General features: G+C 63.9%; 18 protein-coding genes. 7 read left to right on the top strand and 11 right to left on the bottom strand.

Going from position 1 to position 19,377, the window contains the following annotated elements; translation table 11 throughout:
* Positions 1-38 precede the first annotated feature (38 nt).
* The 3 genes from THL1_RS24940 (at position 39) to THL1_RS24930 (ending at position 3,262) form a co-directional block, all read left to right on the top strand.
* Positions 39-1,385: an aspartate aminotransferase family protein gene (locus THL1_RS24940; RefSeq protein ID WP_069085745.1), complete on the top strand. Its 1,347-nt coding sequence runs from the start codon at positions 39-41 to the stop codon at positions 1,383-1,385.
* Positions 1,385-1,672 (top strand): cupin domain-containing protein, encoded by a 288-nt coding sequence (locus tag THL1_RS24935; RefSeq protein ID WP_069085744.1) that lies wholly within the window; start codon positions 1,385-1,387, stop codon positions 1,670-1,672. Before THL1_RS24940 ends, THL1_RS24935 begins: the two co-directional genes overlap by 1 nt.
* Positions 1,673-1,765: 93 nt before the next feature.
* The gene (locus tag THL1_RS24930) at positions 1,766-3,262 is read left to right on the top strand and encodes a CoA-acylating methylmalonate-semialdehyde dehydrogenase (RefSeq protein ID WP_069085743.1); all 1,497 of its coding nucleotides are present in this window, start codon (positions 1,766-1,768) and stop codon (positions 3,260-3,262) included.
* Between the two features lie 57 nt (positions 3,263-3,319).
* Here THL1_RS24930 and THL1_RS24925 read toward each other — a convergent pair whose 3' ends face one another.
* From THL1_RS24925 to THL1_RS24915, 3 genes are all read right to left on the bottom strand, one after another.
* A complete protein-coding gene (locus tag THL1_RS24925) occupies positions 3,320-3,580 on the bottom strand; it encodes a DUF4332 domain-containing protein (protein WP_069086627.1) in 261 nt (86 codons plus the stop codon).
* A gap of 197 nt (positions 3,581-3,777) precedes the next feature.
* Positions 3,778-5,067: an NAD(P)/FAD-dependent oxidoreductase gene (locus THL1_RS24920; RefSeq protein WP_069085742.1), complete on the bottom strand. Its 1,290-nt coding sequence runs from the start codon at positions 5,065-5,067 to the stop codon at positions 3,778-3,780.
* Positions 5,068-5,255: 188 nt separating this feature from the next.
* Entirely contained in the window at positions 5,256-6,050 is a 795-nt protein-coding gene (locus THL1_RS24915) for an NYN domain-containing protein (RefSeq protein ID WP_069085741.1), read from the bottom strand.
* A 132-nt stretch (positions 6,051-6,182) separates the two neighbouring features.
* Between THL1_RS24915 and THL1_RS24910 the strand changes: the two genes are divergently transcribed.
* Positions 6,183-6,365 (top strand): type II toxin-antitoxin system HicA family toxin, encoded by a 183-nt coding sequence (locus THL1_RS24910; RefSeq protein WP_069085740.1) that lies wholly within the window; start codon positions 6,183-6,185, stop codon positions 6,363-6,365.
* Between the two features lie 32 nt (positions 6,366-6,397).
* A complete protein-coding gene (locus THL1_RS24905) occupies positions 6,398-6,805 on the top strand; it encodes a type II toxin-antitoxin system HicB family antitoxin (protein WP_069085739.1) in 408 nt (135 codons plus the stop codon).
* A 90-nt stretch (positions 6,806-6,895) separates the two neighbouring features.
* Here the strand turns inward: THL1_RS24905 and THL1_RS24900 are convergent, their stop codons facing one another.
* From THL1_RS24900 to THL1_RS24885, 4 genes are all read right to left on the bottom strand, one after another.
* The gene (locus tag THL1_RS24900; protein WP_069085738.1) at positions 6,896-7,237 is read right to left on the bottom strand and encodes a zinc ribbon domain-containing protein YjdM; all 342 of its coding nucleotides are present in this window, start codon (positions 7,235-7,237) and stop codon (positions 6,896-6,898) included.
* A gap of 171 nt (positions 7,238-7,408) precedes the next feature.
* Complete coding sequence (locus THL1_RS24895) at positions 7,409-7,879, bottom strand: LEA type 2 family protein (protein ID WP_069085737.1); 471 nt, start codon at positions 7,877-7,879, stop codon at positions 7,409-7,411.
* A 496-nt stretch (positions 7,880-8,375) separates the two neighbouring features.
* Positions 8,376-9,125, bottom strand: coding sequence for a phytanoyl-CoA dioxygenase family protein (locus THL1_RS24890; protein WP_414703710.1), 750 nt, complete (start codon positions 9,123-9,125; stop codon positions 8,376-8,378).
* Positions 9,126-9,271: 146 nt separating this feature from the next.
* On the bottom strand, positions 9,272-10,108 hold the full coding sequence (locus THL1_RS24885) for an arylamine N-acetyltransferase family protein (protein WP_069085735.1): 837 nt from the start codon (positions 10,106-10,108) through the stop codon (positions 9,272-9,274).
* Between the two features lie 384 nt (positions 10,109-10,492).
* Between THL1_RS24885 and THL1_RS24880 the strand changes: the two genes are divergently transcribed.
* A complete protein-coding gene (locus THL1_RS24880; protein WP_069085734.1) occupies positions 10,493-11,938 on the top strand; it encodes a sodium:solute symporter family protein in 1,446 nt (481 codons plus the stop codon).
* 185 nt (positions 11,939-12,123) lie between these two features.
* Here THL1_RS24880 and THL1_RS24875 read toward each other — a convergent pair whose 3' ends face one another.
* The 4 genes from THL1_RS24875 to THL1_RS24860 all read right to left on the bottom strand — a co-directional run bounded on the left by THL1_RS24875 (position 12,124) and on the right by THL1_RS24860 (position 17,574).
* Positions 12,124-12,435: a hypothetical protein gene (locus tag THL1_RS24875; protein ID WP_069085733.1), complete on the bottom strand. Its 312-nt coding sequence runs from the start codon at positions 12,433-12,435 to the stop codon at positions 12,124-12,126.
* A gap of 226 nt (positions 12,436-12,661) precedes the next feature.
* Positions 12,662-13,666 carry an IS110 family transposase gene (locus THL1_RS24870; protein ID WP_237234745.1) on the bottom strand — a complete coding sequence of 335 codons (1,005 nt, stop codon included), beginning with the start codon at positions 13,664-13,666 and terminating at the stop codon, positions 12,662-12,664.
* Positions 13,667-14,022: 356 nt separating this feature from the next.
* On the bottom strand, positions 14,023-16,233 hold the full coding sequence (locus tag THL1_RS24865) for an Ig-like domain-containing protein (RefSeq protein WP_069085732.1): 2,211 nt from the start codon (positions 16,231-16,233) through the stop codon (positions 14,023-14,025).
* Positions 16,234-16,275: 42 nt separating this feature from the next.
* Positions 16,276-17,574 carry a hypothetical protein gene (locus THL1_RS24860; protein WP_069085731.1) on the bottom strand — a complete coding sequence of 433 codons (1,299 nt, stop codon included), beginning with the start codon at positions 17,572-17,574 and terminating at the stop codon, positions 16,276-16,278.
* Positions 17,575-17,961: 387 nt separating this feature from the next.
* On the opposite strand from THL1_RS24860, the gene THL1_RS24855 reads away from it, so the two are divergent.
* The gene (locus THL1_RS24855) at positions 17,962-19,371 is read left to right on the top strand and encodes a sensor histidine kinase (RefSeq protein WP_069085730.1); all 1,410 of its coding nucleotides are present in this window, start codon (positions 17,962-17,964) and stop codon (positions 19,369-19,371) included.
* Positions 19,372-19,377 lie beyond the last annotated feature (6 nt).

Genomic DNA, 19,377 nt, shown 5'->3' with positions numbered 1-19,377 from the left:
TCGTCGTTCCTCAGAACAAGACCAATCCGAGGCCATACATGAATATGCCGCAGACCGCCCAACTTCCCCTGGCCAGCCAGCTCAAGCTCGACGCCCACTGGATGCCTTTCTCCGCCAACCGCAACTTCCAGCGCGACCCGCGTTTCATCGTCGGCGCCGAAGGCAGCTGGCTGATCGATGAACAGGGCCGTCGCGTGTACGACAGCCTCTCCGGCCTGTGGACCTGCGGCGCCGGCCACTCCCGCAAGGAAATCCAGGAAGCCGTGGCCAAGCAGCTCGGCACCCTCGATTACTCCCCGGCATTCCAGTACGGCCACCCGCTGTCCTTCCAGCTGGCCGAGAAGATCGCCAACCTGACTCCCGGTGAACTGAACCATGTGTTCTTCACCGGCTCCGGCTCCGAGTGCGCCGACACCGCCATCAAGATGGCCCGTGCCTACTGGCGCCTGAAAGGCCAGCCGCAGAAGACCAAGCTGATCGGCCGCGCCCGTGGCTACCACGGCGTGAACGTTGCCGGCACCGCGCTCGGCGGCATCGGCGGCAACCGTAAGATGTTCGGCCAACTGATGGACGTCGACCACCTGCCGCACACCCTGCAGCCGGGCCTGGCCTTCACTAAGGGCGCAGCCGAAACCGGCGGCGTGGAACTGGCCAATGAGCTGCTGAAGCTGATCGAACTGCATGACGCCTCCAACATCGCCGCCGTGATTGTCGAGCCGATGTCCGGCTCCGCTGGCGTGATCGTGCCGCCGGCGGGTTACCTGCAGCGCCTGCGCGAAATCTGCGATGCCAACAACATCCTGCTGATCTTCGACGAAGTGATCACCGCCTTCGGCCGCATGGGCACGATGACCGGCGCCGAGTACTTCGGCGTAACCCCGGACCTGATGAACGTGGCCAAGCAGATCACCAACGGCGCCATCCCGATGGGCGCGGTGATCGCCAGCCGCGAGATCTACCAGACCTTCATGGGCCAGGCGACGCCCGAGTACGCCGTCGAGTTCACCCACGGCTACACCTACTCCGCGCACCCGGTCGCCTGCGCCGCCGGCCTGGCCGCCTTGGACCTGCTGGAGAAGGAAAACCTGGTACAGCAATCCGCCGAACTGGCCCCGCACTTCGAGAAGGCCATCCACGGCCTGAAGGGTGCCAAGCACATCATCGACATCCGCAACTGCGGCCTGGCCGGTGCCCTGCAACTGGCCCCGCGTGACGGCGACGCCATCGTGCGTCCGTTCGAAGCCGGCATGGCCCTGTGGAAGGCTGGCTTCTACGTGCGCTTCGGTGGCGACACCCTGCAGTTCGGCCCGACCTTCAACGCCAAGCCGGAAGAACTGGACCGCCTGTTCGACGCTGTCGGCCAGGCCCTGCAAGGCGTGGCTTGATGAGCCAGCGACCACAGGCCGTCCCGACCGTACAAGTGGACAACGACGAGGTGATCGTCACCGAGTGGCGCTTCGCCCCCGGTGCCGAAACCGGCCGCCACCGCCACGGTTATGACTATGTGGTGGTGCCGATGACCAACGGCACCCTGCTGCTGGAAACCTCGGAGGGCGATAAACACGCCCCCCTGGTGGCCGGCCAGAGCTACTTCCGCAAGGCTGGCGTCGAACACAACGTGATCAACGCCAGCGACCACGAAGTGGTTTTCGTGGAAACCGAAATCAAATGATTTTCCCCCCTCTCCTTTCAGGGAGAGGGCCGGGGAGAGGGTAACGCTCTTCCCGGGAGTCACCAGACAATAGCCCTACAAGAGACCCCACCCATGACCCTTATCCCGCACCTGATCAACGGCGAGCGCATTTCCCAGGATGAGCGCAGCGCAGACGTGTTCAACCCGTCCACCGGCGAATCCACCCGCAAGGTGGGCCTGGCCAGCCGCGCCACCGTGCAGCAGGCCATCGACGCAGCCAAGGCGGCCTTCCCGGCCTGGCGCAATACCCCGCCGGCCAAGCGTGCCCAGGTGCTGTTCCGCTTCAAGCAACTGCTGGAGCAGAATGAAGCCGTCATTTCCAAGCTGATCAGCGAAGAGCACGGCAAAACCCTGGAAGACGCTGCCGGTGAACTCAAGCGCGGCATCGAGAACGTCGAGTACGCCTGCGCCGCCCCGGAAATCCTCAAGGGCGAATACAGCCGCAACGTCGGCCCGAACATCGACGCCTGGAGCGACTTCCAGCCGCTGGGCGTGGTGGCCGGCATCACCCCGTTCAACTTCCCGGCCATGGTGCCGCTGTGGATGTACCCGCTGGCCATCGCCTGCGGCAACACCTTCATCCTCAAGCCCTCCGAGCGCGACCCGAGCTCCACACTGCTGATTGCCGAACTCTTCCAACAGGCCGGCCTGCCCAAGGGCGTACTGAACGTGGTGCACGGCGACAAGGAAGCCGTGGACGCGCTGATCGAAGCGCCGGAAGTGAAGGCGCTCAGCTTCGTCGGCTCGACGCCGATCGCCGAGTACATCTATGCCGAAGGCACCAAGCGCGGTAAGCGCGTGCAGGCCCTGGGCGGTGCGAAGAACCACGCCGTGCTGATGCCCGACGCGGACCTCGACAACGCCGTCAGCGCGCTGATGGGCGCCGCCTACGGCTCCTGCGGCGAGCGCTGCATGGCCATCTCCGTGGCCGTGTGCGTGGGCGACCAGATCGCCGATGCCCTGGTGGACAAGATCGTTCCGCAGATCAAGGCCCTGAAGATTGGTGCCGGCACCAACTGCGGCCTGGACATGGGCCCGCTGGTCACCGCCGCCGCCCGTGACAAGGTGGTCGGCTACATCGACGACGGCGTGGCCGCTGGTGCCAAGCTGGTGGTGGACGGCCGTGGCTACCGCGTGGCCGGTCATGAAGACGGCTACTTCGTCGGCGGCACCCTGTTCGACAACGTCACCGCCGACATGCGCATCTACCAGGAAGAAATCTTCGGCCCGGTGCTCTGCATCGTCCGCGTCGGCAGCCTGGAAGACGCCATGCAGCTGATCAACGACCACGAATACGGCAACGGCACCTGCATCTTCACCCGCGACGGTGAAGCCGCTCGCCTGTTCTGCGACGAGATCGAAGTGGGCATGGTCGGCGTCAACGTGCCGCTGCCGGTGCCGGTCAGCTACCACAGCTTCGGCGGCTGGAAGCGCTCGCTGTTCGGCGACCTGCACGCCTACGGCCCGGACGGCGTGCGCTTCTACACCCGTCGCAAGGCCATCACCCAGCGCTGGCCGCAGCGCGCCAGCCACGAGGCGGCGCAGTTCGCCTTCCCGAGCAATGGTTGAGTGATGCGTTGATATGAAGAGCCCCGGCGATTGCCGGGGCTTTTTCGTCTGAGCGCCTCATGCGGACTGGCTTGTACGGGCGAAGTCGATGATCGCCTGGATCGCCCCACGGGCCTGGGGACTGTTGTGCCAACAGGTCGACCCCATCATCTGCGATATCTGTTTCGTCAGGTCGGCCGCTTCAAAGCTGGCCAGTTGCTCCAGGGAGCGGAAGCCGATCTGCTCAAGCCGGTTCACCACCGTCGGGCCGACGCCTTTCAGCTTCACTAGTTGGGCGCGGGTTTCTACGGGAAAGCCGGCGATGTCCTTGTCGGTCATGGTGTTCTCCTTGAGTGCCCTTGCGTGGGCAATGATGGGTATCGCGTCGCTCCACCGCATCCTACGAACTGTGTCTCCCGGTTGGGCCGTGGAGCCTCGCCTGACTTGTCCTGAAATACAGGTGCTCGCGTCGTAGGATGGCGCGGGCGGCGTTCCGCTAGAGCGAAGCGAAACCCATCACGGGCGGTGACACGCGGTTACCTGTTCAGGCGCCGGGCGTCGAAGGCGTCGCGGGCCTGGAAGGCGCTGTAGGTCATCTGCGCGGCGAGCAGTCCGGCGAGGCCGAAGGTGCGGGTCAGGCCGAACCGCTTGAAGCCGCCAGGAATCGGGATGGATCGGGCGATGGCGTCCGCCAGGACCTCGCCGGCCACCGTGGTCGGCGCCATGCCATGGCCGCCGAAGCCGATGGCGTGCCAGATGCCGTCATCGTCCTGGCCGATCTGCGCCATCTGGTGACGGCCATAGCTCATCAGTCCACCCCAGGCGTACTGGATTTCAACGTCTTCCAGTTGGGGATAGACCGACACGAGGTCTGCCTTGAGCAGGCTGGCAATGGCCTCCGGGCCGCGATCGAGCACCGAGATGCGCCCGCCCCAGAGAATCCGGCTGTCCTGCAGCGGCCGGTAGTAGTCGAAGGCGAAGCGCGTGTCGTAGACCGCCGACTCGCAGCCGACGGCGTCTTTCAGTCTTGAGCCCAATGGCTCGGTGGCGACCACATAGGTGGCGATGGGCAGCACGGCCCGTTCGACAGGGCGATAGACGCCGCGCGCGTAACCGCCGCCCGAGAAGACGACATGCTCGGCATGCACTTCACCGCCTTGGGTTTTCACGACGTATTTGCCGCCACGCTTTTCAATGGCCAGGGCAGGGGAGTGCTCGTGGATGCGCACACCGAACCCGGCCACAGTACGGGCAACGCCGCCGACGTATTTGAGCGGATGGAAGTGGAAGGCGTTGCGCTCCAGCAGGCCACCGAAATAGCGCTCGGTCCTGAGCATCTCTCTCAGCTGGCCGGGCGGAAGGTATTCCCAGTCCACCCCATAGGCTTCTTTCATCAACGCACGGGGCGTTTCAAGGCGGGCCGGGTCGTTGAACCAGTTGGCGAGGATCACGCCCTTGTCTATCAGGTCGCAGTCGATGCCGTACAGCCTGACTCGGGTGCGGATCAGCTCGACGGCATCGATCGTCAGTTGGTAGAGCCGGCGTGCTTCCTGGGCTCCCAGGGTGGCGAGGAGGTCGGCATTGCCCAGGCTGTAGCCGCCGAAGACGAAGCCGCCATTACGCCCCGAGGCTCCGTGGCCGACGCTGTGGGATTCCAGCACCACCACATCGGAGACGCCGCGCTCGGCCAGCCCGAGCGCCGTCGACAGGCCAGCCAGGCCCCCGCCGAGGATGCATACCCGGGCGTCGGTCCGGCCGGAATGGATGGGGTAGGCGGCCCTTGTGACCGTGGCTTCGTAGTAGGTCTTGAGGAAGTTGGTGTTCATCAGTCATTCCGCTCGGTGGCATCCTGTTGCTTGTTGAACGACTGTTTAGCTTGGCCGTGGGAGGGAGGGCAACCGAATTATCCTCCGCATGTCAGTCCCTGGCGGAATGACCGTCGCGGCTTCGATCCGCAGGAGCGAGCTTGTTCGCGAACGTACCGCTTCATTCGCGAGCAAGCTGGCGCCTACGGCTACTTCCCGGCCTTGCGATTGCGCACGTAGAGCGATTCGCCGCCGCTGGCACTGCTGCCGCGCACCTGGAGTTCGAAGCGCTTGTTCTGGCCCTTGATCAGGTCGCTGAGTTTGCGGAAGCCGTAAAGGCGGGCGTCGAACTCCGGGCGCAGCTTCGTGATGTTCTGGCCGAGGGCGCCGAGCTGAATCCAGCCGTCCTCATCAGAGAGGTCGTCGATGAGCTTGGCGATGAAGTCCACCGGCACCTTCTGAGCCTTGGGCTTGGCGGCTCTGGTGGAAGTGTCGGCAGGTTCCGGCTGGGCTTTGTCGTTGCCGCCATTGGCGGGCTCGGCAGCGTCTTCCCGAAGGATCTCGGTGTAGATGAACTTGTCGCACGCAGCAACGAACGGCTTGGGCGTTTTCTCTTCGCCGAAGCCGTAGACGCTGAGGCCTTCTTCCCGCAGGCGCGCGGCAAGGCGGGTGAAGTCACTGTCGCTGGAGACCAGGCAGAAACCGTCGAAGCGTCGGGTGTAGAGCAGGTCCATGGCGTCGATGATCAACGCGCTGTCGGTGGCGTTCTTGCCCTTGGTGTAGGCGAACTGCTGGATGGGCTGGATGGAGTGGTCGAGCAGCACCTTCTTCCAGCTGCCCAACTGCGGGCCGGTCCAGTCGCCGTAGATGCGCTTGACGCTGGCCACGCCGTATTTGGCGATCTCCTCGAACAGTCCGCCGATGATGGCGGCCGGCGCGTTGTCGGCGTCGATCAGGACGGCCAGGTGCTTTTGCTGGCGGGGTGCTTGCTGCTTGACGGCCATGGTTCGTCCCTGGGGGTGTGGATGCCTGACCATACTGCGAAGCGGGCGGCCAGTGGCAATCTATCGACCAGAGAATTGCAGTTTTGTGATTGGTGGTTACTATAACCACTAATTCCGCGCCAAGGACCGGACGTGAATAGCCGACAACTCATGGAGCTGATCGAGGCCGATGGATGGTTTCTGGTCAGGACTCGGGGCAGTCACCACCACTTCAAACACCCGACGAAGCCGGGCCTGGTGACGATTCCCCACCCGAAGAAGGACCTGCTGCCGCGAACGGCGGCGAGCATTCTCAAACAGGCCGGACTCAAGTGAGTCCGTTTCATCTCTCCCGGAGGAGCTACCTCATGCTTTACCCAATCGCGATTCTTCCCGGTGACGATGGGCACGCCTGGGGAGTGGAGGTGCCGGACCTGCCCGGCTGCTTCTCTGCTGGCGATGATCTGGACGACGCGATGGCCATGGCGCGCGAGGCCATCGAGGGGCATCTGGAAATTCTGGCGGAGGAGGGCGCGCCGATTCCGGTGGCGCGGAAGGTGACCTTCCATGCGGCGAATCCGGAGTACGCCGGCTGCACCTGGGCACTGGTGGATATAGACGTGACCCGCTACATGGGCAAGGCGGAGAAACTGAACATCACGCTACCGGGCTATCTGCTCAATCGCATCGATGATTACGTGAGGAACCACCCGGAGCAGAAGAGCCGTTCGGGCTTTCTGGCGGCTGCGGCGTTGCGGGTATTGCAGGAGCCTTGAGTAGCGTCGGCAGGCGCTTTGTTGGGCCTCGCTGCGCTCAGCCCAACCTACGTACTTCACCAGTCCACCATCGGAGGCTGGAGAGGTTCGTCACACCTTGCGCACGAACTCCGACTTCAGCTTCATCGCGCCGATGCCGTCGATCTTGCAGTCGATGTCGTGGTCGCCGTCGACCAGGCGGATGTTCTTCACCTTCGTGCCGACCTTGACCACCAGGGAGGAGCCCTTGACCTTGAGGTCCTTGATTACGGTGATGGTGTCGCCGTCCTGCAGGACGTTGCCGACGGAATCCTTGATCACCTTGTCATCGCTGGCCGCTTCGCTGCTGGCATCGGCGGGCCACTCGTGGGCGCACTCGGGGCAGATCAGCAGCGCGCCGTCTTCGTAGGTGTATTCGGAGTTGCATTTGGGGCAGGGCGGCAGGGTGCTCACGGCGTACCTCGTCTTCGGTGTTACGAAAAACCGCAGATTATATAAGGTTTTGCCATCGCTTTGCCGCTTATGCGGTTTCGTAAGCACGTGCATCGAGCGCTTTACCTGTCTGAATCTTCCGCGGCGAACCGGCTGTTGGTGTGCCTGCAGCGATAGTTCGCCGGCTGCAGCTCAGGGCGTATCCATGGGCTCGGGAATCCTCAGTACACCTGCATCGGTGAAGCGCCGGGTGCCCCAGAAGCCGCCACCCAGCTTGCCGCGCAGGGCGTAGGGCACATTCTGGATCGGGCTACCGCCGGTGAGGTTCCAGGCCTGGCGCAGCACCGAGAAGGCCGAGAGGGTCACCGGCACTTCGATCAGCTTTTCACCAAAACCCGCCACCGTGCCGCTCTGGCTGCTGACGCCGCTGGCCAGCGGCAGGTCGTTGAGATCCAGCTCCAGCGCAACGCCGCTGTAGCGGATGGCACTTTCATTGGGGTTCTGCACCCGCAGCTTGAGGTTGAAGCGCATTTCCAGGCCTTCGCCGGGGATGGGCTCCATACCGGCGAGGTCGACCTGCAACGGGTCGCGTGTGCCGAAACCGGAGCAACCGGCCAGGAGCATCAGCGGGAGCAACAAGGCGGTGAGGCGGGTGGGGCACATGGAAGGCTTCCTGCTCCGGGGTCTGTGTTGAGTAAAGATCAGGCTGATGCGGGCGTGCCCACATTTTCTGTGGAAAGGGTTGTGGATATCTTCTGGATGGATGACGCCAGGGCCCGAGCCAGGTGGGCTGTGTTGGGTTGCACATTTCATGCACGCTCGGGGTGCAACCCAGGGCGCCCGATTGCCCGTTGCAGATACCCACGGAATCTGTGGGGCAAGCTGTGGATAGCTTTGGGGTGGATGGCTGTAGGGCTCGGTTTTCGTGGCTTTCAGGAGGGTGGTTGGATTTTGTTCAGAAGGTTTCGACTGCAGGCCGGCCGGTTGCGATGGAGTGCCATTTCGCGAATGAATTCGCTCCCACAAGGGAAAGATAGAGTCGCTCGCGCCGTAGGCTGATGCTCACAAAAACTGTGGGCGGCTCTGTGGGTATCTTTGGGATAAGCGCGTGGATGGCCCATGGCGTCTGGGCTGGAAGCGCTTGCTCGGTTTTTCGTCGTCAGTCGTATTCGGCCGCCTCGTGATCACCCAGCAGGCGGCGCTGGCGCGGGGTGCAGGCGGCGACTACGTCGGGGTTGAAGTGGAAGCGCAGGTAGGGTGAGAACTTCTGCGCCACCATGCGCCTTCCGTAGTGCATCTGCAGCAGGTAGCGGCTGCGTTCGGTGGTGCGGTTGCGGCTGCCGGCGTGCCAGAGCTCGCTGCGAAACATCAGCACATCGCCTGCCCGGCACAGCACGGCTTCGGGCACTTTGCCGCGCCAATCGCTTTCACCGGGCCGGGGTTTGCGGCCGGATCGATGGCTGCCGGGAATGACCAGGGTGGGGCAGAGGTCGGCATCGATGTCGTCGAGGTAGAGGTGCGCCGTGCATATCTGCATCGGCAGCGAGAAAGCCGGGTCGGCCAGCAGGCTTTCCGGCAGTTCCAGCGCCAGGTAATCCAGGTGCAGGTCGGCGCCGACAAAGCCTGGGTGGCAGCGCCAGGCGGTCTGGCCGATCACATGGCAATCTTCGCCCAGTGCGGCTTCGGCCAGTTCGATCACGCCGGGCAGGTCCAGGTAGGGCAGCCATTCCGGCCCCCGGTTGAACACGCATTTGAAGTGGTCATCCACCAGGCCCGTGTAATCCCAGTGGATGGGCTGGAGCGGGTCCATCAGGGAACGCAGAGTCGCGATGGCGGGTGCGTCGAGCACGCCGGGGAGGAGGGTGAAGCCCTGCTCGTGCAGGGCACGAAGGTGGTCAGCGGTGGACATGGGCATGTCCTCTTGCGCGGGTGGAGCTACCAAGGGTGGACCACGCTTCACCGGTCCACCAATCAAACCCAAGGCTCCACCGTAGGGTGCGCCGCGCGCACCAGCCGTTCGGCACGGAACAGCGGTGCGCACAGCGCACCCTACCCTCAGCCGTTGAGCAGGCTTTCCAGTCTTTGTCGCAACGGCTCGATCTCGTCGTCCGTGAGATTCAGCAGGAAGTCGTTCTGCAACACATCGACCAGTTCGGCGGCGTGCTCGATCTTGCGGCTTTCCACCCGGCCATCGCGGTGGCGCTTGTTGAAGGTGCCGTTGGCCAGGGTCAGACGCCACTCGCCTTCGCTGCGTGCGGTCATCAGCATCTGGCGGAACACGCTGTTGGGGTGGGTGGAGGTGTACCAGTTGCGCGGGATGCAATCGACCCAGGCGTGCACGTCCGGGCCGAATCGGTAGCAGGCCGCCCAGCCCGTTTCGGCGCGAAAGTTTTCCAGTTGCACCTCGCCCGTGTCGTCGTCCTGCGGGCGCAGGCGGTAAGGGAAATCGGGGAGCATCGGGCCTTCCAGGGGCACGGCGCGCCAGGGCGTGGCGGAGCCGAAGCCGACGTCTGCCAAGTGCGGGCCTTCGGGCAGCTGCACGCGCAGCATCAGGTGGGACAGCATGGTTTGCGGCGCATCCAGCGGCAGGCCCCAGCGTACGCGGCCGCCCAGCAGTTCGACCTGGTAGCCGAGGGCGAGCAGCAGGCGGGCGAAGAGGTTGTTCAGTTCGTAGCAGTAGCCACCGCGCTGGCGCTCCACGACCTTGGTGAATACCGAATCGGCATCGATGTGGATGGGGCAGTCGAGCAGCACGTCGACGTTCTCGAAGGCCACCCGGCGCTGGTGGGCGACGATCAGCCGGTCGAGGTTGGCGAGGTCAGGCTGCTGCGGCGCGGCGGTGTCCAGGTGGTGCAGGTAAGCCTCGGTCTGCTGGTGGTTCAGCGCGTACATGCGGGTCGGCTCCATGGCGATGAGGCCTGGATGCTAGCAGATGCCTGTCAACTGGCGATGAACGGTAGTGTGGTGTCGTTCTTAATCAACGGACCATGTAAAAAATAAAATACTGGCTAGTCACAAGGTGACGTTGAAAAGCGCTTCAAATCAGGGTATTGCGGCGAGTCTTGTCCGTGTGGTCAGAAGCGTTCTGTCGCTTTTTTTGCTCATCTACATCTTAATTGTTTGACATATTTTACGTCTTTGGCAGACTTCGCCTCCGTGGTAACCGCCTGGTTCGCCCCGTGCCGGACTTCGCCGTCAATAACAAAAACTCCGTCAGTCGAGGCGCCTGCCCCTCAGGTTCCCGGCCCGACGGGCGTGCCTCTGGAACAAGAACAAATGCTGATCTGGTTTGTTGCGATCTACCTGCTGATCACTGTCGCTGTCGGCTTCTACGCCTCCACCCGCGTCAAGAACTCCAAGGACTTCGCCTCCGGCGGACGGAGCATGTCCTTCCCCTTGGTTGTGGCGATGGTGTTCGCCACCTGGTTCGGTTCGGAAGCCGTGCTGGGCATTCCCGCGACCTTCCTGGAAGAAGGCTTTGCCGGGATTATTGAAGACCCCTTCGGTTCGTTCGGTTGCCTGATGTTGGTGGGCCTGGTATTTGCCCGTCCGCTTTACCGCCTGAACCTGCTGACCATCGGTGACTTCTTCCGCAAGCGCTTCGGCCCGAACGTGGAACTGCTCACCAGCCTGGTCATCATTGCCTCCTACCTCGGTTGGGTCGCTGCTCAGCTCACCGCCCTGGGCGTGGTGTTCAGCGTGCTGTCCGACGGTGCCCTGACGACCACCCAAGGCATGATGATCGGCACCTTCATCGTCCTGCTGCACACGCTGTTCGGCGGCATGTGGTCGGTGGCGATGACTGACTTCCTGCAGATGATGATTATCGTGGTTGGCCTGTTCTACCTGACCTGGCTGGTCGGCGACATGGCTGGCGGCCCTGCGGCGGTGATCAGCCAAGCCGCTTCTGAAGGGAAGTTCACCTTCATCCATGGCACGTCGGCCAAGGATATCGTCGCCTTCCTCGCGGCAGCAGTGACCATGATGTTCGGCTCTATTCCGCAGCAGGACGTGTATGCCCGCGTAATGTCGGCCAAGACCGAAAACATCGCTGCCCGCGCCTCGATGACCGGTGCCTGCTTCTACCTGTGCTTCTGCATGCTGCCGATTTTCCTCGCCTACTCGGCCAAGATGATCGACCCGGCGATGGTCCAGCACTGGCTGGCCGAAGACTCGCAGATGATCCTGCCGCGCCTGATCCTGGAGCGTACGCCGCTGTTCGCCCAGATCATGTTCTTCGGCGCCATCCTCTCGGCGATCATGTCCACGGCCTCCGGCACCCTGCTGGCGCCGTCGGTGACCTTCACCGAGAACATCCTCAAGCGCTTCATCCCGAACATGACCGACCGCCAGGCGCTGCTGGCCATGCGTTGCAGCGTGCTGGCGATGACCTTCGCCACCGGTCTGTTCGCGCTGAATTCCACTTCCAGCATCTACGAGATGGTTGGCAACGCCTACAAGGTGACCCTGGTTGCCGCGGCCGTGCCGCTGTTCGCCGGTCTGTTCTGGAAGCGCGCCACCACCCAGGGTGCGCTGCTGGCCATCGCTGCCGGTCTGGGTTCCTGGGGCCTGCTGGAAATGACCTACCAGGAAACCGATTTCTGGCCGCCACAACTGGCTGGCCTGCTGTTCAGCTTCCTCGGCATGGTCGTGGGTTCGCTGCTGCCGCAATTCGTGCGCAGCCGTGCCGAGATCATTGGTGTGGCTCCGGCCGGCGCCTGATCGATCCACCCATGAAGAAGCCCCGCCCTGCGCGGGGCTTTTTCATGTGCGCCGGAAATGGAAACGATGGGCCATGGCCGTGTAGGTTGTGGCTGAACTACGCGAAGCCCAACGCAAGGGGCGCCCCCGAATGTTGGGCTTCGCTGCGCTCTGCACCAACCTACGAGGCTCCCGCGCTGCGGTAATCAGGCCACCAGTTCGACAAAGCCGCGCAGTACCGTGAGGCCGACGAACACGGCCATGGCGATGGAGCTGCTACGGGGCACTTCGTCGCAGAGCTTGCGGCAGTTGATTGGGGTGATGAAGAGCTTCGGCCAGCAGGCGAAGGCGGCGCAGAGGGTGATCAGGGAAAGGAGCGCCAGGCTGGCGGAGAAGTCGAAGGATTCGTCGGAGAAGAGGCAGCTGATGGGGATGATGATGCCGAGGGCGATCCAGCCACCGGTGACCACTTTCTCACCCCGGGTGCGCGGGGCTGCTAGAGCGCTGTCGCTGGCCATCCGAAGATTCCTTATCTGACTGCAGGCGGAGACTGCTGCGCATTCTCTACTCGCGTTCGGCACGGCGCAAGACAGCGGGACCCGTCGTTGCGACGGGCCCCGCAGGCATCAGAAGTGCACCTTGGCCAGCAGGCTGAAGGTGTTCTGGTCGGTACCACCGAGAATGCCCTGATTTGGGGCGGCCGGCGGCTCGGGACGAGGCCATATGTAGATACCGTCTTGTTTTTTACTTCGCAATAGCCAGTTTGGGATCAAACGGCTCGCCTGATTTAAGCACGCCATAAGCGATGCATAGCAGCTTGCGCATGGCTGCGCAGACGATCTGTTTGCCGGCCTTACCGGCGCCGCGCATGCGCTCGGCCAGCGCGCGGATAGCTGGGTTGTAGGTCAGGGATACGACGGCTGGCAGATAGAGTCCTGCGCGCAACCTGGCAGAGCCCATCCGCGAGATACGAACATGGCCCTTGAGCGTGCCTGAGTCTTGCAACTTCGGGTTCAGTCCTGCAAAGGCGGTGACCGCTCGACTGTCCTCAAAGCGCTGGATATCGCCAAGCTCGGCCAGCAAGAGTCCCGCGGTTCGGTCTGCAATGCCATCGATGCTCTTGAGCAGGTTCCGCTGCCCCTTGAGATCATCGTTGTCGTCGAAGTGTTTTTCGATCGCCGCCAGCGTGTCCTGGATCTGTTGGCGGATGTGCTTGAGCATCGACTGAATCAATTCAATAGCTTTGTCATCATGCGTCACATCCAGACGGTTTTGCTCCATCTGCTCCAGCTCCTGAAGATCTTTCAGGCGGTGCGTAAGTGCTCTGAGGCGGCGAATCTTCGGCTTTTCAGGCTCCCAGGCACGCAGCTTGTCCTGATGCCTGCGGCCGTACTCTGCAATCATCTTGGCATCGACCTTGTCGGTCTTCACGCGCTGCAACTGGCTACTGGCGTAACGCGCCGTCTGGCTAGGGTTTAGCACGCAGACCTTGTAACCCCGTCCGTACAGCCATTGGGCAAGGGCCTCGTGGTAAATACCTGTCGCTTCCATCACGACCCAGGCCTGCGGCTCTGCGTACTTGCTCAACCACTGCTGCAAAACTTCGAAGCCGCCCTGGTCATTGCCCAGCTTGGCCTTGGTGCGGTACTTGCCGTTGGCTTGCAAGGTGGCGATATCGAATGTGTGCTTGGCAATATCAATGCCGACAACAACTCCCATCATGTTCTCCTGTGAAGGGCTGATCGTCACTGCATCCGTCCTACCTTGTTGATGCGAGCTCAAAGCTCTGGATACCGTTCGGACTTACTGGATGAGTGCGGAGGAGCGCAGCGCAATCTACGTTACAAGCTCGAGGCTTTAGGGTGGACACGGCTTGCGGTTCCTCCCCCGATGATCAGTCGGGGACTATCGCCTCTGAGGAGGCTCAAGTCGAGATACAAGGGTGGACAACGCTCTTTTATCCACCATCGGTGTTTGACTGGGCTCCGCCTGGCGGATAGAAAGCGCGGCCCTTCGCGAATGAATTCGCACAGGGGATATCGCGCCTTTCAGGCAAAAAAATCCCCCGGCCAGACCTCGGCCGGGGGGCAACTGGAGCGCAGCGATCAGCGGACGGTGATGGCGGAGGTCCTGACGCCGCCGAAGGTGGAGCGCACCGTGACGCGGGGGTTGGCCGTGGGCACCACGGCAGTGGAGTTGTTCACCGACAGCCGCCAGCGTCCGTTCGCCGCCGGGGCGGCGGTACCCAGCAGGACGGTGCCCTGGGTGCCGGTGACCTCGATGCGGATCTGGTTGCCCTGGGGCCGCGAGGTGGTGCCTTCGAAGTTCCAGGAGAAGCGGTTATTGGAACGTGCCTGCACCTGGGCGTTGGTGACGGTCAGGGTATCGGCGGCCACGGCCGGGTTCACCGTGACGGTCACCGTTGCCGTGGTGGAGGTCGCGCCGATGGAGTCCCGCGCTTGGTAGGTAAAGGTGGTGGTGAACCTGGTGGTCACGGTGGCCGGCGGGGTGTAGGTCACCGTCGTGCCGTTGGTGGCCACGGTGCCGAACCCGGCGGCCGGTGGGGTCAGATTGACCACCGTCATGGCGTTGCCTTCCGGGTCCAGGTCGTTGGCCAGCACGTTGATCACCACGGGTGCGCCTGCGCGGGTGGTGGCGGTGTCGGCGGTCACGTTGGGCGGCAGGTTCGGCCGTACCGTGATGCTCACGGTAGTGGGCGCGGAGAGGGCGCCCAGGTTATCGCGCACCTGGTAGCTGAAGGTCACCACCTGGGTGGCGGCCACCTGGGGCGGAGGTGTGTAGATCACCGCGCCATTGCCGCTTTGCGCCAGGGTGCCGAGGGTGACGGTGCCGAGGTTGGCGATGGCGAGCGGCAGGTTGCCGTCCGGGTCGGTGTCATTGGCCGACAGGCTCAGGGTCACTGGTACGCCGGCGGTGGTGCTGGTGCCATCCGGGTTGGCCACGGGCGGCTGGTTGGCCGGTTGGGTTGCGGGGGAACCTTCGATCACCACGAATTCCGTGTCGCTGCCGCCGGCAGCGGATTTCACCGTGACCTTTGTCGGCGGGTGCTCGATGTTCGCGGCCACCAGGCGCTGGGTCGCGCCGCTGACTGACAGCAGCCGACCGAAGCCCTCGGCCACCAGCACCGGCACCTGCACCTCGTCACTGGAGCTGGCTTCTACTGTCAGCGTCTTGTTCGGCCAGGAATAGCGGGCCTGGCCGATCTTGACGATGTCGGTGAGGGGCTGGGTCTGGGTGGTTGCCGCGGTGTTGGTGATGTCGTCCCTGGCGGTGATCAGTACGAAGGGCGGCAGGCTGGCCGGAGCCACGTCCTGGCCGAAGAAACGCCCGCTGCCATCGCCGGCCATGGTGAACTGGCAGGGTGACGGCGGGTCGCCTACCAGGTCGAGACTTTCGCGGAAGCACAGGGTGGCGTTCGGGCTGGAGCTGGCGAACACCGAGATCCAGGTGCGCTGGGCATCACGGCTGTAGGTGGCACGGTCCACACCGATCTCGCTGGCCACGCCGCCGGAGAACACCTTGCCGGACAGGTTGAACAGGTTGGACTGGATGAACAGGCCGTTCGGGCCTTCGATGCGCACGAAGTTGGTCCCGAAGGGGCTGCCGGTCACGGATTCGGCAATGTTGGGGTCGCCGACGAAGGTTTCCAGCTCGCCGGTTTCCGGGTTGGTTTCGGTATACAGCGGGCCGTTACGGGTGAGGAACGGGCCGATGTTGCCAGCCAGGGCGCCGGAGAAGTCGCCCGGCGCGCCGATGCCGATATCGCGGGTCATGTTGATGGCGCGGCGGCCGGGCGCGGTGACATTGAAGGTGTCCACGCCGTAGGGGTGAATGACCTTGTAGGTGCCGGCGACCGGCACGCTGGCCCGGATGCGGATGCGCGCGAAGCCCTGCTGGTCGCCCTGCCGCGGCACGCCTCCGGCGAAGGCGGCCTCGACACCGGCCACGTACACATCCAGTTGCAGGCCGTTGCCGGGGTCGTCGATGCTCGTTTCGGCGAGCATCCAGAAGCTCTCATCCGGGAAGTTTCCCGGGAAGGCGATGGGCTTGGTTTCGTCGAAGATGCCGGGGTTCGGCAGCAGGGTGCACATGAAGCCGCCGGGTACCCGCGAGCTGACGGCCTTGGACAGGCAGAGCTCCAGCGGAACGCCCTGCGCGTCCTGGTACCAGCGCGGGAAATAGCCGCTGGCTGCGGTATGCGGACTGGGCGCCACCGCCGCCAGTTGGGCCTCGGCCATCGGGATGCCGATGAGCAGGCCCAGGGCCATCGTGAGTATTCCTGGCCATTTGAACATGACTGCCTCCGTTCACCTGCCTGCGGCAGGTGATTGTTGTTCTCAGGGGAGAATCAGGACTTCTTCGGTATCGGAACCACCGTTGCTCGAGAGCACATGCACGGTTGCCGGTGGAAGGGGCTGCGCCGGAAGCTGCAAGCGACCGTTGGCCAGTGTGCCCAGGCCCTCGGCGGTCAGCACCGGCGTGCCGGCCTGGTCGCTGGAGCTGGCTTCGACCGTCAGGGTTGCGGTTCCCATGCTGTATTCGGCGCGGCTGATGGTGACCAGGTCGACCAGCGGGACGGTCTTGGTGGTGGCCGTGCTGCTGGGAATGGCCGTCGCGTTCTCCGCCGTGAACGACACGCTGCCGTTGGGCACCGGGGTGCTGGGCGACTGGCCGTACCACGAGCCTGTGGCACTGCCCAGCATGGTGCCGCTGGTGCCGGCGCTGTAGGTCACGGTGCCAGGTGCCGGCGGGGCGAGTACGAAGAAGTCCTGCTGGGTGGCTCCTGGTGCGCTGGCGGTGCCGCCGCGCGAGTATGTGGCGCGCTCGACCAGCAGCGGCGTTGCCAGCGGGACCTGCGAAAGCTTGCCGGAGATGGCGAACAAGCGGGTCTCGACGCGCAGGCCGTTGGGGCCCTCCACGCGCACGAAGTTGGTCCCGAAGGGGCTGCCGGTGACTTCCTCTAGCACGTTGGGGTCGCCGATGAAGGTTTCCGGTAGGTTGCTGACCGGGTCGGTTTCTATATAGGGGCCGTTCACCGAGCGCAGGAAGGGGCCAATGTTGCCAGTCAGCGCGCCGCTGAAATCCCCCGGCGCGCCGATGCCGATGTCGCGGGTCAGGTTGATGGCGCGGGTCCCGGGTGTGTCGACGTCGAACACGTCCACGCCGTAGGGGTGGGTAATGGTGTAGGTGCCTGCTACCGGCACCGTCACGCGGATACGGATGCGCGCGAAGCTGACTTGGTCGCCGGCCGCTGGCAGGCCGCCCCCGAAGGCCGCCTCGACGGCAGAAACATAGAGCAGGTTGATGCCCGTGGCCGCATCGGTGATAGCGGCATCGCCGGTGAACCAGAAGGCTTCGTCAGGGAAGTTGGTGGGGAAGGCAACCGGCTGGGTGTCGTCGAACACGCCGGGGTTCGGCAACAGGTTGCACATGAAGGCGCCCGCCACGCGGGAACTCAGCGCCTTGGACAGGCAGAGGTCGAGGGCGCGGCCATGGGTGTCCTGGTACCAGGCCGGGAAGAAGCCGTTGGCCTGGGTGAAGGTAGTCTGGTCGACCGCGTAGAGACCGGCCTTGGCCGGGGCGACCGTGAGTCCGAGCAGAAGCGGGAGCACGTATTTCGGCAGTGCGTTGTGCATGGTGTCGCCCTTCCAGTCGATTAACTTCGCCGTTTGTCCGGCTCCGATGGGCGGGAGGCCCGTCGTTGACAGGGTGAGGGCGCAACTCCCATGCCAGAGCGTGCCGGCCGCTCTGGTTCGCGGCCGGGACCTGAAACATTTTGAAAAGGCTCGTCAGCGGCCTGTGCCGGAGCTGGGGACTGTCACCCCAGAACTGGGGAAAAAGTGGGTGGAGAATTGGGGGGTTCCCGGCCCTTCTGTTTGGCAGCCGCTGAACGGTAGGGCCGCGAATAGAGGCGCTTGCGCTATAACTACCCGGAGCCGGCGCAGGAGCTGCCGGCCCGACCGGCGGTCCCTTTTGACGCTCGCCTTGCGCGCGAACCGTCGGTCACACATGGGGAGGTTTCGATGAAGATGGCGCTGGCTACAAAGCCCTTCAATCTGTTCCGCTGGTTTTCCCTCGTAAGCCTGGTGATCATCCTGGTGGTCGCCATCCTGCTCGGTCTGGCGGCAACCCGCTTTCTCATGAGCGAGAGCATCGATCGCGATGCCATGCTCAGCGCGCAGTTCATCAAGTCCATTGCCGACGTCGAGGTCATCCACGGCAACTTCTCCCCCGGCCTGACCCTGGGCGAGTTCCTCGACAAACGCGTGGATGGCGCCCGTCTCGGGGTGTCCCACGAGCAACTGGTGAAGTCTCACGAAGAGTTCTTCGACCACATCGTGCGTCTGCCCGATGTGCTCCTGGCCAACGTCTACGCGCCCGATGGCGTGGTGATCTGGTCCACCCGCCCGGAGCTGGTGGGGCGCCATGCTGCCAGCGACAGCCGGCTCAAGGATGCCATCCAGTCGCGCAGCACCGTGACTGTCGACCACCGCGACGGCGAGCACCCGGTGGAGCGCTACTTCCTGCGGGCTCCCCACGGGCTCTACCTGGAAAGCTTCATCCCGCTGCAGGACAGCCAGGGTGAAGTACTTTCCGTCATCGAGATCTACAAGGAGCCGGTGGACCTGATTGCCCGCATGAAGCGCGGCTTCATCCTCCTCTGGGCTGCCACCGCCCTGGGCGGTGCTGCCATCTACCTCAGCCTGTTCTGGTTCGTGCGCCACGCTTCGCACCTGGTGGACGACCAGCAACGGCAACTGGTGGAAAACGAAACCCTCGCCCTGCTCGGCGAGATGTCCACCGCCGTCGCCCACAGCTTGCGCAACCCGCTGGCGTCCATCCGCTCCAGTGCCGAACTGGCGCTGGAGGTGGACCCGGGGCCGCTGCACAAGAACCTCGGCGACATCATTACCCAGGTGGACCGCATGTCGAAGTGGGTGCGCGAGCTCTTGCTGTCGGCCCGCCCGCTTGCCGGTGACCAGGAGCCAGTTGACCTCACCAATGCCCTGGAGGAAACCCTGGCTGCCTACGAACCGCAGATCCGCCATGCGGGGATCGAAGTGGACTGGCAGACGCGACAGGCGCCCAAGGTGGTCAGCCACCCGGTGCTGCTGCAGCAACTGTTGGGCAGCGTCCTCTCCAACGCCATCGAAGCGATGCCGCGCGGTGGCCGCCTGGCGATCTGCCTGGAACCGGATGTGCGCCGGCAGTGGCTCACCCTGACCATCAGCGACACCGGCGGCGGCATGTCGCCCGCCATGCTGGAGATGGCCTTCAAACCCTTCCATACCACCAAGCGTGGCGGCCTGGGCGTCGGCCTGGTGCTGGTCCGCAAGATCGTGGAACGCTTTGGTGGCGCAGTCAGCATCGACAGCCGGGAAAACGCCGGCACCAACGTGCACCTGACCTTCAGGGCCACGGCAGGGGGATAACTACAA

Source organism: Pseudomonas sp. TCU-HL1, assembly GCF_001708505.1.
Taxonomy (GTDB): domain Bacteria; phylum Pseudomonadota; class Gammaproteobacteria; order Pseudomonadales; family Pseudomonadaceae; genus Metapseudomonas.
The sequence above is the reverse complement of the archived record's forward strand: the minus strand, read 5'-3'. Positions and strand labels throughout refer to the sequence as shown.

Coding starts and splice junctions, on each gene's coding strand:
- THL1_RS24940 (WP_069085745.1), top strand. CDS start 39: ATGAATATGCCGCAGACCGCCCAACTTCCCCTGGCCAGCCAGCTCAAG.
- THL1_RS24935 (WP_069085744.1), top strand. CDS start 1,385: ATGAGCCAGCGACCACAGGCCGTCCCGACCGTACAAGTGGACAACGAC.
- THL1_RS24930 (WP_069085743.1), top strand. CDS start 1,766: ATGACCCTTATCCCGCACCTGATCAACGGCGAGCGCATTTCCCAGGAT.
- THL1_RS24925 (WP_069086627.1), bottom strand. CDS start 3,580: ATGACCGACAAGGACATCGCCGGCTTTCCCGTAGAAACCCGCGCCCAA.
- THL1_RS24920 (WP_069085742.1), bottom strand. CDS start 5,067: ATGAACACCAACTTCCTCAAGACCTACTACGAAGCCACGGTCACAAGG.
- THL1_RS24915 (WP_069085741.1), bottom strand. CDS start 6,050: ATGGCCGTCAAGCAGCAAGCACCCCGCCAGCAAAAGCACCTGGCCGTC.
- THL1_RS24905 (WP_069085739.1), top strand. CDS start 6,398: ATGCTTTACCCAATCGCGATTCTTCCCGGTGACGATGGGCACGCCTGG.
- THL1_RS24895 (WP_069085737.1), bottom strand. CDS start 7,879: ATGTGCCCCACCCGCCTCACCGCCTTGTTGCTCCCGCTGATGCTCCTG.
- THL1_RS24890 (WP_414703710.1), bottom strand. CDS start 9,125: ATGTCCACCGCTGACCACCTTCGTGCCCTGCACGAGCAGGGCTTCACC.
- THL1_RS24885 (WP_069085735.1), bottom strand. CDS start 10,108: ATGTACGCGCTGAACCACCAGCAGACCGAGGCTTACCTGCACCACCTG.
- THL1_RS24880 (WP_069085734.1), top strand. CDS start 10,493: ATGCTGATCTGGTTTGTTGCGATCTACCTGCTGATCACTGTCGCTGTC.
- THL1_RS24875 (WP_069085733.1), bottom strand. CDS start 12,435: ATGGCCAGCGACAGCGCTCTAGCAGCCCCGCGCACCCGGGGTGAGAAA.
- THL1_RS24865 (WP_069085732.1), bottom strand. CDS start 16,233: ATGTTCAAATGGCCAGGAATACTCACGATGGCCCTGGGCCTGCTCATC.
- THL1_RS24860 (WP_069085731.1), bottom strand. CDS start 17,574: ATGCACAACGCACTGCCGAAATACGTGCTCCCGCTTCTGCTCGGACTC.
- THL1_RS24855 (WP_069085730.1), top strand. CDS start 17,962: ATGAAGATGGCGCTGGCTACAAAGCCCTTCAATCTGTTCCGCTGGTTT.